At 66.7% G+C, this 12,329-nt stretch carries 12 protein-coding genes; 2 read left to right on the top strand and 10 right to left on the bottom strand.

The window, feature by feature from the left end:
• Nucleotides 1-49: 49 nt before the first annotated feature.
• The 9 genes from CYJ10_RS17530 to paaA all read right to left on the bottom strand — a co-directional run bounded on the left by CYJ10_RS17530 (nt 50) and on the right by paaA (nt 9,097).
• Nucleotides 50-1,729 carry a cation acetate symporter gene (locus CYJ10_RS17530; RefSeq protein ID WP_101682763.1) on the bottom strand — a complete coding sequence of 560 codons (1,680 nt, stop codon included), beginning with the start codon at nt 1,727-1,729 and terminating at the stop codon, nt 50-52.
• Nucleotides 1,726-2,034: a DUF485 domain-containing protein gene (locus CYJ10_RS17525; RefSeq protein ID WP_101682762.1), complete on the bottom strand. Its 309-nt coding sequence runs from the start codon at nt 2,032-2,034 to the stop codon at nt 1,726-1,728. Before CYJ10_RS17525 ends, CYJ10_RS17530 begins: the two co-directional genes overlap by 4 nt.
• A 118-nt stretch (nt 2,035-2,152) precedes the next feature.
• Nucleotides 2,153-3,520: a phenylacetate--CoA ligase PaaK gene (paaK, locus tag CYJ10_RS17520; RefSeq protein WP_180862968.1), complete on the bottom strand. Its 1,368-nt coding sequence runs from the start codon at nt 3,518-3,520 to the stop codon at nt 2,153-2,155.
• Between the two features lie 70 nt (nt 3,521-3,590).
• Complete coding sequence (gene paaN / locus CYJ10_RS17515) at nt 3,591-5,261, bottom strand: phenylacetic acid degradation protein PaaN (RefSeq protein WP_101682760.1); 1,671 nt, start codon at nt 5,259-5,261, stop codon at nt 3,591-3,593.
• A gap of 96 nt (nt 5,262-5,357) precedes the next feature.
• Complete coding sequence (gene paaE / locus CYJ10_RS17510; RefSeq protein WP_101682759.1) at nt 5,358-6,434, bottom strand: 1,2-phenylacetyl-CoA epoxidase subunit PaaE; 1,077 nt, start codon at nt 6,432-6,434, stop codon at nt 5,358-5,360.
• Between the two features lie 25 nt (nt 6,435-6,459).
• On the bottom strand, nt 6,460-6,993 hold the full coding sequence (paaD, locus tag CYJ10_RS17505) for a 1,2-phenylacetyl-CoA epoxidase subunit PaaD (RefSeq protein ID WP_257993394.1): 534 nt from the start codon (nt 6,991-6,993) through the stop codon (nt 6,460-6,462).
• Between the two features lie 5 nt (nt 6,994-6,998).
• Nucleotides 6,999-7,760, bottom strand: coding sequence for a 1,2-phenylacetyl-CoA epoxidase subunit PaaC (gene paaC / locus CYJ10_RS17500; protein ID WP_101682758.1), 762 nt, complete (start codon nt 7,758-7,760; stop codon nt 6,999-7,001).
• Between the two features lie 8 nt (nt 7,761-7,768).
• Nucleotides 7,769-8,050: a 1,2-phenylacetyl-CoA epoxidase subunit PaaB gene (gene paaB, locus CYJ10_RS17495; RefSeq protein WP_066737396.1), complete on the bottom strand. Its 282-nt coding sequence runs from the start codon at nt 8,048-8,050 to the stop codon at nt 7,769-7,771.
• A gap of 45 nt (nt 8,051-8,095) precedes the next feature.
• The gene (paaA, locus tag CYJ10_RS17490) at nt 8,096-9,097 is read right to left on the bottom strand and encodes a 1,2-phenylacetyl-CoA epoxidase subunit PaaA (RefSeq protein ID WP_101682757.1); all 1,002 of its coding nucleotides are present in this window, start codon (nt 9,095-9,097) and stop codon (nt 8,096-8,098) included.
• 125 nt (nt 9,098-9,222) lie between these two features.
• On the opposite strand from paaA, the gene paaX reads away from it, so the two are divergent.
• Nucleotides 9,223-10,155 carry a phenylacetic acid degradation operon negative regulatory protein PaaX gene (gene paaX, locus CYJ10_RS17485; protein ID WP_101682756.1) on the top strand — a complete coding sequence of 311 codons (933 nt, stop codon included), beginning with the start codon at nt 9,223-9,225 and terminating at the stop codon, nt 10,153-10,155.
• Nucleotides 10,156-10,208: 53 nt separating this feature from the next.
• Here the strand turns inward: paaX and CYJ10_RS17480 are convergent, their stop codons facing one another.
• Nucleotides 10,209-10,964 carry a TerC family protein gene (locus tag CYJ10_RS17480; protein WP_101682755.1) on the bottom strand — a complete coding sequence of 252 codons (756 nt, stop codon included), beginning with the start codon at nt 10,962-10,964 and terminating at the stop codon, nt 10,209-10,211.
• A gap of 236 nt (nt 10,965-11,200) precedes the next feature.
• Here CYJ10_RS17480 and CYJ10_RS17475 point away from each other — a divergent pair, with 236 nt between their 5' ends.
• The gene (locus tag CYJ10_RS17475) at nt 11,201-12,217 is read left to right on the top strand and encodes a 2-dehydropantoate 2-reductase (RefSeq protein WP_101682754.1); all 1,017 of its coding nucleotides are present in this window, start codon (nt 11,201-11,203) and stop codon (nt 12,215-12,217) included.
• Nucleotides 12,218-12,329: the final 112 nt, after the last annotated feature.

Below are 12,329 nucleotides of genomic sequence, written 5' to 3'. Positions count from 1 at the left end.
CCGAAGGCGGTGGCGTCCAGCAGGCCGCCAGCCGCTCCGGCGCCCTACATCAATGCTGGCTGGCCGACGCCGCGCCCAGGCCCGTCATGGATCGCACGTACTGGGGCAGATAGGCCTGGCGCTCGCCGGCAGCCGCTGCCGAACGATCGAGCACGGACAGCAACCAGGCCGCGCCAAAGGCCAGCGTCATCGAGAACAGCGCCGGGTTGGCGTACGGGAAGATCGGCTGGCCATGCTTGAGGATGCCCACCCAGACGGTCGGGCCCAGCACCAGCAGCACGATGGCCGATACCAGGCCCACCACGCTGCCGCCCACCGCGCCGCGCGTGGTCAGGCCCTTCCAGAACATCGACAGGAACAGCACCGGGAAGTTGACCGAGGCCGCGATGGCCAGCACCAGGCCGGACAGGAAGGCGATGTTCTGCTTCTCGAACAGCAGGCCGAGCAGGATGGCCACCACGCCGATACCCAGCGTGGCGTAGCGCGATACGCGGATTTCCTCGGCCTCGGTGGCGCGGCCCTTGCGGATGACCGTGGCATAGATGTCGTGCGACACGGCCGATGCCCCCGAGAGCGCAAGGCCCGCCACGACCGCCAGGATGGTGGCGAAGGCCACGGCCGAGATGAAGCCCAGGAACATGTTGCCGCCCACGGCCTGCGCCAGGTGCACGGCCACCATGTTGCTGCCGCCGATCAGCTGCCCGGCACCATCGCGGAAGGCAGGGTTGTTGCCCACCAGCACGATGGCCCCGAACCCGACCACCAGGATCAGCAGGTAGAAGTAGCCGATAAAACCGGTGGCGTAGCAGACCGACTTGCGGGCTTCGCGTGCGTCGGCCACGGTGAAGAAGCGCATCAGGATATGGGGCAGGCCCGCCGTACCGAAGATCATCCCGACGCCTAGCGATATGGCCTCGATTGGATTCGCCACCAGCCCGCCCGGCGCCATGATCGACTGGCCTTTCGGATGGACCTGGACCGCCGCGGCGAACAGCGCATCGAGGCTGAACCCGAAGTGCGCCAGGACCTCGTAAGCCATGAACGTGGTGCCGCCGAGCAGCAGGACGGCCTTGATGATCTGCACCCACGTGGTGGCCAGCATGCCGCCGAACATCACGTACAGCACCATCAGCACGCCAACCACGAGCACGGCGGACAGGTAGCTGGTGCCGAACAGCAACTGGATCAGCTTGCCGGCGCCTACCATCTGGGCCACCAGGTACATGATCGACACGGTCAGCGTGCCGCATGCGGCGGTGATGCGCACCGGCTTTTGCGACAGGCGGTAGGCGACCACATCGGCAAACGTGTAGCGGCCCAGGTTGCGCAGCCGCTCGGCCACCACGAACAGGATGATCGGCCAGCCGGCCACCACGCCCAGCGCGTAGATCAGGCCGTCGAAGCCCTTGTCGAACATCATGGCCGAGATGCCCAGGAACGACGCGGCGGACACCATGTCGCCGGCAATGGCCAGGCCGTTCTGGAACCCGGTCAGCCCGCCCCCGGCCGCATAGAAGTCCGATGCCGTGCGTGTGCGGCGGGCGGCCCAGCGCGTGATGACCAGCGTGAACAGGACAAAGACCACGAACATGCCGATGGCATGCCAGTTCAGCGGCTGCGCGGCGACGCTGCCTTCGACGGCCGGGCTGGCAATGGCGGTGCCGGCAGACAGGGCGGTGAGACCGGTGAGCCCGGCAAGGGCCGGTGCAAGGATGGCAATCCGCTTCATGCTGCGCACTCCTTCAGGATGCGGGCGTTCAGGCCGTCGAACTCGCGGTTGGCCTTGCGCACGTAGATGGCGGTCAGCGCGAACGCCACCACGATCAAGCCGGCGCCGGCAACGATGCCCGTGGTCAGCGTGCCGCCGCGCACGGGCGCCACCAGCAGCGCGGGATAGAAGGCCAGCAGGCCGATGAAGCCGAAGTAGACGGCCAGCATCAGCGCGGTCAGCGTCCAGCCCAGGCGCGCGCGGCGCCGGGTCAGCGACTGGAAGTCGGGGTGTTGGGTGATAGAGGCGAATTGCCGTTCGGTCATGGTTGTCTCCAATGGCGAAGCGTGGCCGGTCACGCCTTCTGTCGAGGCGCTTCGGCCTGCCGCCCGCGCGCATGGCGGGCGGCGACGGCGAGGAGTCGTCGGGGTAGAAAAGCGCGCGTCAGGCGGCGGCGCGTTCGGGTGCCGGCGCCACTGGCGTGGCGGCGGTGCGCAGGTCCAGCACGCGCCGGGCCTTGCCCGTGGAGGTTCGCTCCAGTCGGTCGGCTGGCACGGCGTCCACGCGGGTGGTGATGCCGACGTTGGTCTTGATCGCGTCGCGCAGCTTCGCGCCCAGCGCCTCGCGCTCGGCGTCGGACAGCCGATGCGTGACCTCGGGCCGCACTTCAACCGCCACGGCCAGGCGGTCGAGGTGGCCGTCGCGCGTGACCGTCAGCTGGTAGTGGGGTGCCAGTTCGGGCTGCTTGAGGATCAGCTCCTCGATCTGCGACGGGAACACGTTGACGCCACGGATGATCAGCATGTCGTCCGACCGGCCGGTGATCTTGCCGATGCGGCGCATGGCGCGCGATGTGGGCGGCAGCAAGCGCGTCAGGTCGCGCGTGCGGTAGCGGATGACGGGCAGCGCCTCCTTGGTCAGCGACGTAAAGACGAGTTCGCCTTCGGCGCCGTCGGGCAGCACTTCGCCGGTCACGGGGTCGATGATTTCGGCATAGAAATGGTCTTCCCAGATGACCGGGCCGTCCTTGCTCTCGATGCACTCGCACGCCACGCCGGGGCCCATGACCTCGGACAGGCCGTAGATGTCCACGGCGTCGATGCCGGCGCGCGTCTCGATCTCCTGGCGCATGGCGTCGGTCCACGGCTCGGCGCCGAAGATGCCGATTTCCAGCGAGCTGTCGGCCGGCGACATGCCCTGGCGGGCCATCTCGTCGATCAGGTTCAGCATGTACGACGGCGTGACCATGATGATGCGCGGCTTGAAGTCGCGGATCAGCTGCACCTGCTTCTCGGTCTGCCCGCCGGACATCGGGATCACGGTGCAGCCGAGCTTTTCGGCACCGTAGTGGGCGCCGAGGCCGCCGGTGAACAGGCCGTAGCCGTAGCAGATCTGCACCAGGTCGCCGCGACGGCCGCCGGCGGCACGGATCGAACGGGCCACCAGCGTCGCCCAGGTATCGATGTCGTTGGCGGTATAGCCCACCACCGTCGGCTGGCCCGTGGTGCCGCTCGACGCGTGCACGCGCACGACTTCCTCGCGCGGCACGGCGAACATGCCGAACGGGTAGTTGTCGCGCAGTTCCTTCTTGGTGGTGAACGGGAACTTCGACAGGTCGGACAGCTGGCGCAGATCGCCGGGATGCACGCCGGCGGCGTCAAACGCCTGGCGGTAGTGGGGCACGTTGTCGTAGGCGTGTTGCAGCGTCCATTTCAGGCGCTGCAGCTGCAGCGTCTGGAGTTCGTCTCGGCTGGCATGCTCGATGGCGTCGAGCTGGTTACGCTGATCGGCTTGGGGGGCGCGCTGGACCATGGGTGTCTCCTCCAGGGTATGTCGGGCGATGTGGCGGATGTTTGGCGGCGGATGGCGTGAGCCGTGGGGTTCAGTCTTTCAGATGGCGGCGAGCCTGAATCACCCGGAAGCGGTTGGCGACGAAGGCCGTATCGGCCAGCGCGGCATTGGCGGCCGGATTGGCGCCGGTGCCGTGGAAGTCGCTGAAGGCGGCGGACTGGTTGACGAGCACGGGGCCGGTCAGGTTCAGCGACAGCGCCACGCCGGCATCCAGCGCGGCGTCTTCGAGTTGCGATTCCACGTTGCGTTGCGTGGTATAGCCCGACAGCGTCAGCGCGCCGTGCTGCTTCGCAATGCGCCGGGCGGTGGCAATCGCCTGGTCGGTGCTGTCGGTGGCGATCACGAAAGCGATCGGGCCGAACAGTTCCTGCGTGAACGTGTCCTCGTCGCGCACATCCACCTTGAGCAGCAGCGGGGTGCGCACGCGGGCTTCGGGGAACTGCGGGTGGGCGATGGTCTGGCTGTCCAGCACCACCTTGCCCAGCGCGCGCGATGCGTCGATACGCTGCGCGACGCCGTCGTTCTGGATCGCGCCCAGGATCTCCACGGCCTTGGCCGGGTCGGCGGTCAGTTTCTGCAGTGCCTCGCCCAGCGCGGCCACCACGCCGTCGAACGTGACGTGGCCATCCGGCGTGTCGATGCCGTCGCGCGGGATGTAGAGGTTCTGGGGGGCGGTACACATCTGGCCCGAGTACAGCGCCAGCGACAGGGCCAGGTTGCGAATCATGCCCTTGAGGTCGTCGGTGGCATCGATGACCACCTGGTTGACGCCGGCTTTCTCGGTGTAGACCAGCGCCTGGTGGGCGTTGCGTTCGAGCCATTCGCCGTTGGCCGTGCTGCCGGTGAAGTCGATCAGCCGCACCTCGGGGCGCAGCGCCAGCGTGGACGCCATGCGCTCGTCCGGATTGTTGGCGACCAGCGTCACGATGTCGGGGCTGAAACCGGCTTCGGCCAGTACCTCGCGGGCGATCTGCACCGTGATGGCCAGCGGCAGGATGGCGCCCGGGTGCGGCTTGACCACGACCGGATTGCCGGTCGCCAGGCTGGCGAACAGGCCGGGATAGCCATTCCAGGTGGGGAAGGTGCAGCAGCCGATGACCAGGCCGATGCCACGCGGCACGACCGTAAAGGTCTTTTCCATCCGCAGCGGCGCATTCTTGCCCTGCGGCTTTTCCCAGGTGGCACGGGTCGGGATGCCGCGCATCGCCTGCCAGGCATAGGCCACGGCTTCCAGGCCGCGATCCTGCGCGTGCGGGCCGCCGGCCTGGAACGCCATCATGAACGGCTGGCCGGTGGTGTGCATGACCGCGTGGGCCATCTCGAAGCTGCGGCGGTTCAGGCGGGTCAGGATTTCCAGGCACACGCCAACCCACGTGGTGGGGCCGGCCTCGCGCCACGCGGGCGCGGCGGCTTCGATCGCACCAAACAGTGCGTCCAGATCGGGGCGCGGATAGGTCACGCCAAGCGTCGGGCCATAGGGCGAGACTTCCTGGCCGGCCTGCCCGGTGGTGCCGGGCTGCGTGATCGGAAACGGTTGCCCCAGGCGCGCGTCGAAGGTGGCCTTGCCGTCATCGGCGGCTGTTTCGCCATAGACCTTGGGGCTCGGCATTTCGGAAAACGGGCTCCAGTAGCCGCGCTGATCGATGGCGGCGAGCGCCTGGTCGAGCATGGGCTGATGGCGGATGAACAAGGCTTGCGTCACGGGGGTCTCCAAATTTTCTGAATCTGCTACGCCGAAGCGTGAGGGGCGTTGTGATGCGAAATGCGGTGGGCGGGCGCGTTGGCCGATCAGGCCGGCTCAGGTTTCCTGGTCGAAATCGAGAACGAGCTTGTCGGTGACGGCGTAGCTCTGGCAGCTCAGGATGAAGCCGCGTGCCACTTCGTAGTCTTCCAGGGCGAAGTTCACGTCCATGTCGACCTCGCCCGAGACGCGCTTGCAGCGGCACGTGGAACAGACGCCGCCCTTGCAGGAGTAGGGCAGTTCGATCCCCTGTTCCAGCGCGGCGTCGAGCACGGTCTGGGCATTCCGGGCCACGGTGAAGCTGCGCGAGCGGCCGTCCTGGATGACCGTGACCTCGCAGTCCTGCTTGCCGGCGGCGGCGCGTTGCGGCTGCGGCGCGCGGGCGGCGGGCGTGCTGGTGCCGAACAGCTCGCGCTTGATGCGGGCGGGGTCGACGCCGTTCTGCTTCAGCGCGTCGGACACGCCCTCCATCATCGATTGCGGGCCACAGATGAAGGCCACGTCGATGCTGGCGGGGTCCACCCACTGCTTGAGCAGGGCGTCGGCCTTGGCGCCGTCCAGGCGGCCGTTGAACAGGTCGATGTCGAGCGTCTCGCGGCTCAGGATGAAGACCAGGTTCAGCCGGTGCAGGTAGGTGTCCTTCAGGTCTTCGAGCGCCTCCTTGAAGATCACCGTGGACGACGCGCGGTTGCCGTAGAACAGCGTGAAGCGGCTTTCGGGCTCGGCGCGCAGCGTGGTTTCGATGATCGACAGCAGCGGCGTGATGCCGCTGCCGGCGGCAAAGCCCACGTAGTGCTTGCGATGGCTGGCGTCGAGCGGCACGCTGAAGTGCCCGGACGGCGGCATCACGTCGAGTGTCTGGCCGGGGTGCAGGGTATCGGTGGCCCAGTTCGAGAACAGGCCGCCATCCACGCGCTTGATGGCGATGCACAGGCGCTGGTCCTGCGCGGCGGCGCAGATCGAATACGAGCGGCGCACTTCGTCGCCGGCAATCCGGGTGCGCACGGTCAGGTGCTGGCCGGCTGCGTAGCGATAGGTGTCGGCCAGTTCCGGCGGCACGGCGAAGGTCACGGCAATGGCGTCGCGGGTCTCGTTGATGACGTCGGTCACGCGCAGGGCATGGAAAGTGCTCATGTCTATCTCTTCCGGTCGCGGCGGCTCAGTGCGCCTTGAAGTAGTCGAACGGCTCGCGGCAGTCGTCGCAGCGATACAGCGCCTTGCAGGCCGTGGAACCGAACTGGCTGACCAGGTGGGTGTGGGCCGATCCGCATTGGGGGCAGGCCACCTGCAGCGCGGGCTGGCGCCGGCGGGTGATGCCGCTGATGTCGATGACGGTCTGCGCGGGCGGTGCAATGCCGTAGCCGGCCAGTTGCTGCCGGCCCCGCGCGGTCATCCAGTCCGTGGTCCAGGCCGGGGCCAGTTGCAGCCGGACTTCGACCTGGCCGATGCCGTGTTCACCCAGCGCCTGCACGATCTGCTCGCGGATCAGCGTGACGGCCGGGCAGCCCGAGTACGTCGGCGTGATCGTCACCACGCAGGTGCCCGCTTCCCAGTGCACGCCGCGCACGATGCCGAGGTCGATCACCGAGATCACGGGAATCTCGGGGTCGGGGATGGTGTCGAGCCAGGACCAGATGGTGTCGGTAATGGTGTCCGTCATGGCTTCCGGATGGGCGAGGGCCTGGGCGTGCATGCTGCTCACCACGTCGCCCCGGGATAGGCGCGCTGCAGGAACTGCATCTCGGCCAGCAGAAAGCCCAGGTGTTCCGTGTGCCGGCCGGCATGGCCGCCGCGCTGCATCCAGCCATCGGCGGGCATGGTCAGCGTGGCCTCTTCGAGGACTTCGGCTACCTGCCGGTGCCAGGGCTCGCGCAGCGTGGCCGGGTCGCAGGCCACACCGGCGGCGATCAGGCCGGCGTCCACGGTATCGGCATCGAACAGTTCGCCGGTGTACATCCACAGCCGGTCGATGGCGTCCTGCATGCGGCAATGGCTTTCCGCCGTGCCGTCGCCAAGGCGCACCACCAGATCGGCGCTGCGGCGGGCGTGATAGGCCACTTCCTTGACCGCCTTGTCGGCGATGGCGGCGATGGCGGCGTCGCTGGACTGCCGCAGTGCGTCGAGCAGGTAGTAGTGCCAGGTGTCGAACAGGAACTGGCGGGCCAGCGTATCGGCATAGCTGCCGTTGGGCTGCTCGGCCAGCAGCGGGTTGCGGAACTGGTGGGCGTCGCGCAGGTAGGCCAGCTGGTCTTCCGTGCGGCCCGCGCCTTCCACCTCACCGGCACGGGACAGCCACATGCGCGCCTGGCCGATCAGGTCCAGCGCGACGTTGGTCAGCGCGATGTCTTCTTCCAGTGCCGGGCCCTTGCCACACCATTCGGACAGGCGCTGACCCAGCACCAGCGGGGCGTCGCCCAGGCGCAGCAGATAGTCGAACGTCGCGTGCTTGCTGTCTTCCATGGCGCGCCTCAGATGTGCTTGACCGCTTCCGGCATCGGGAAGAAGGTCGGATGGCGATAGACCTTGCTGTTGGCCGGCTCGAACAGCGGCCCTTTGTCGGTGGGGCTGCTGGCGGCGATGTGCGTGGCCGGCACGGCCCAGATGCTGACGCCTTCGTTGCGACGGGTGTAGACGTCGCGGGCGTTGTTGATCGCCATCGCGGCGTCGGCGGCGTGCAGGCTGCCGACATGCTTGTGCGCCAGGCCGTGCTGGCTGCGGATAAAGATTTCCCAAAGCGGCCATTCGCTCATGGCTGTCTCCTGCTTGTTGGATGCTGGATATGGAAGGGGGGCGCCTCAGGCGACCTGGCGTTCCGCCGGGTGCGCGGCGGACTGCTTGTCGGCATGGGCCACCAGCGCGTCACGGAACCACGCGCCGTCCTGCCAGGCCTTGACGCGGGCGCCAAGGCGTTCGCGATTGCAGGGGCCGTTGCCCTGGATCACGTTGTAGAACTCGTCCCAGTCGATGGCGCCGAAGTCGTAGTGACCGCGTTCGTCGTTCCACTTCAGGTCGGGGTCGGGAATCGACAGGCCCAGGAACTCGGCCTGCGGCACGGTCTGGTCCACCATCTTCTGGCGGAGCGCGTCGTTCGAGAACAGCTTGATGCGCCATTGCGCGGATTGCGCGCTGTGCAGCGAATCGGCATCGGACGGCCCGAACATCATCAGCGCCGGCCACCACCAGCGGTTCAGCGCGTCCTGCGCCATCTGCTTCTGCTCGGGGGTGCCGTTGCACAGCTTGAGCAGGATGTCGTAGCCCTGGCGCTGATGGAACGACTCTTCCTTGCACACGCGCACCATCGCGCGGGCATAGGGGCCGTACGAACAGCGGCACAGCGGCACCTGGTTGATGATGGCCGATCCGTCCACCAGCCAGCCGATGGCGCCAATGTCGGCCCAGTTCAGCGTCGGGTAGTTGAAGATGCTCGAATACTTGGCTTTTCCGCTATGCAGGTCGGCCAGCATCTGGTCACGCGACACGCCGAGCGTTTCTGCCGCGCTATATAGATACAGCCCATGGCCGGCTTCATCCTGGATCTTGGCCAGCAGCACCGCCTTGCGCTCCAGCGTGGGGGCGCGTGTCACCCAGTTGCCTTCGGGCAGCTGGCCGACGATTTCGGAATGGGCGTGCTGCGAGATCTGCCGTACCAGCGTGCGTCGATAGGCGTCGGGCATCCAGTCCTTCGATTCGATACGGATGCCTTCGTCGATCCGCTGCTGGAAGCTGCGTTCGTCATCGCTCATGTCCTCCGCCGAGCGGACTTTCGTAACACCGGTATCGACCAGTTGCGCGTACATGCGTGTCTCCGTGATTCGCATCAGGGTCGTAGCCGATCAGCCAGACCTGACATTGATCAGGATCATAGTGATACGATTTGACTCATTCAACGAGTTCGTGTGTATCACTTTGCGTAAGGAGACCCATGCCAGACCTGTTGAAGCCGGAGGGGGTGTCGCCTGCCGTGACCCGGCTGGCGAAGGGGCTGAAACTGGGCGCGGGCTCGCTGCTGGTGACGATGTATGGCGATGTGATTGCCCCGCGTCCGCAGGCGCCCTGGCTGGGCAGCCTGATCGCGCTGTCGGCGCCGTTCGGCCTGAGCAACCGGCTGGTGCGCACGGCGATCTTCCGGCTCACGGCCGACGACTGGCTGGAGGCCACGCGCGTGGGCCGCAAGAGCTTCTACGGGTTGTCCGATGCGGGGCTGCTGCGCGTGCAGCATGCCGGCAAGCGCATTTATGCGGGCGCGTCGCCGGCGTGGGACGGCAAGTGGACGCTGGTGCTGTTGCGCAACGACACCCGCGCATCGATGCGCCAGCCGCTGCGCCGGGAACTGCTCTGGGAGGGCTTCGGGCCGGTGGCCCCGGGCGTGTTCGCCCACCCCAATGCCGACCAGGGATCGCTGGCTGAAATCCTGCTGGCTGCGGGCGCCACGGAGCACGCGGCCGTGATGCGGGCGGAATCGGTGGCGTCGTTCTCGCGGCAGCCGCTGGAACAGCTGATCCACCAGATCTATCGGCTCAAAGAGGTGGCGCAGGCGTGGCAGGCGTATGTCAGGCGCTTTGCCTCATGGGTCAAGGAAGCCCCGTCGCTGTCGGCGGCCGATGCGTTTTTTGTGCGCATCCTGCTGATCCACGAGTATCGCCGGGTGCTGTTGCGTGACCCCGGCCTGCCCGATGAACTGCTGCCGGCCGACTGGCCCGGGCGCGAGGCACGGGCCGGTACCGGTGCGCTGTATGCGGCACTATTGCCGGCCAGCGAGGCCTATCTGCGGGCGCAGATGGAAACCGAGGCCGGCACGTTCCAATCGGCCATCCGGGTGCTGCGCGAGCGGTTCACGTCGCGCTTCCACGAATAACCGGCTGACGAATTGCCATCTGACGACTTGCCTACCTATCGCCGCCCGGGTCCTTAGTCGTGCGCGTTGCCGGCGGCCTTTGCGCGCCGGCGCCGCGCCAGCATGTTCAGTCCTTCCACGACCGTGGAGAACGCCATCGCCGTGTAGATATAGCCCTTGGGCACATGGTGGCCCAGCCCGTCGGCGATCAGCGTCATGCCGATCATGATCAGGAAGGCCAGCGCCAGCATCACGATGGTGGGGTTGCGATTGATGAAGTTGGCCAATGGCGTGGCGGCAAACAGCATCACGGCCACGGCGGCAATCACCGCCACGAACATGATTGGAATGTGATCCGTCATACCCACGGCGGTAATGATGCTGTCGATCGAGAACACCAGGTCGAGCACCAGGATCTGCCCGATGGCCGCCGCAAAGCCTGGCACGGCGCGGGCGGCGGCGGATTCCTCCTCGTGTTCGGCCTCGGGGGCCACATGCTCGTGGATTTCGCGGGTGGCTTTCCACACCAGGAAGGCGCCCCCGGCAATCAGGATGATGTCCCGCCAGGAAATGCCCTTGCCCAGGATGGTGAAAACCGGTTCCGTCAGCGCCACGATCACGGCGATGGTGGCCAGCAGCCCCAGCCGCAGGATCAGCGCCAGGCCGATACCGATGCGACGCGCCTTTTCCCGGGTCTGCTCGGGCAGCTTGTTGGTCAGGATGGAAATAAAGATGAGATTGTCGATGCCGAGCACGATTTCCATGGCAACCAGCGTGGCCAGGGCGGCCCAGGCGGACGGGTCGCGTGCCAGTTCGAGCAGTGTTTCCATGCGGACTCCAGATCTCCGTGACGGTGGAAGGGGGCCGGGAAGGGGAACGGCGGCCCGCAAGCGGACAACGGTAGACATGGTAGTACACACCCCGCACGCGGCGATACCGGTACAGCGTGTCCGGCGCCACGTAGTGAAAGAACGAGGTTGTCGAACGGCGATTGTGAAATATAGTATGTGATATACCAAAGCATTCACATCATCACATCACTATCACCACAATCAGGAGACAACCGATGAAGATCTGTATCTACGGGGCGGGAGCCATTGGTGGCTACATGGGCGCCCAGCTGGCGCTGGCGGGTGCCGACGTCAGCTTTATCGCCCGGGGGCCGCACCTGGCGGCCATGCAGGCCAACGGGGTGCGTTTGCAGATCGAAGGCCAGGAGCGCGTGGCCAAGGTTCGTTGCGCCAGCGATCCGCGCGAGTTGGGCCCCCAGGATTACGTATTCATCACATTGAAGGCGCACCAGGTGCCGGGCGTGGTGGACCTGATGCAGCCGCTGCTGGGGCCGGATACCGCCGTGGTGACCGGCGTCAACGGCATTCCTTACTGGTATTTCCACAAGCACGGCGGCGAATTCGCCGGGCGGACGCTGGAAAGCGTGGACCCGGGCGGCAAGCAGTGGCAGGGGCTGGGGCCCGAGCGTGCCATCGGCTGTGTGCTGTACCCGGCGGCCGAAATCGTGGCACCGGGCGTCATCAAGCACGTCTATGGCAAGAAGTTTCCGATTGGCGAACCCGATGGCACCCGTTCGGACCGGGTCACGCGCCTGGCAGAGATCATGGCCAAGGCGGATCTGGATGCCCCGGTGCGCGACAACATCCGTGACGAAATCTGGCTGAAGCTCTGGGGCAACCTGTGCTTCAACCCGATCAGCGCGCTGACGCACGGCACGCTGGACATCATCACGTCCGACCCGGCCACGCGTGCCTTGTCCAGGCAGATGATGCTCGAAGCCAAGGACATCGCCGAGCGGTTTGGTGTCCACTTCCGCGTGGACGTGGAGCGCCGGATCGATGGCGCCGGGGCGGTGGGCGCGCACAAGACGTCGATGCTGCAGGATCTGGAGGCGGGCAGGGCCATGGAGATCGACCCGCTGCTGACCGTGGTGCAGGAAATGGGCCGGATGATGGGCCAGCCCACGCCGATGATCGACGCAGTGCTGGGGCTGATCAAGCAGCGCGATCGCATGGCCCAGGCACCGGTGGCAGGCAGCGCCGAACCGGTCAAGGTGGCCAAGGCCGCCTGAAGCCGGGTGGTTGAGCGAGGGCAATGACCTTCGGTAGTGCCGTCGATGTGATATACCATATACGAAAGGCCGGACTCGTCCCTTGTGTCTCGACGTGGTGCTTGAGCGCGCC

The sequence above is a fragment of the Cupriavidus pauculus genome, from assembly GCF_002858765.1.
Lineage (GTDB): Bacteria > Pseudomonadota > Gammaproteobacteria > Burkholderiales > Burkholderiaceae > Cupriavidus > Cupriavidus pauculus_B.
Note: the sequence above shows the minus strand (reverse complement) of the source record. Positions and strands in the feature narration are given on the sequence as shown.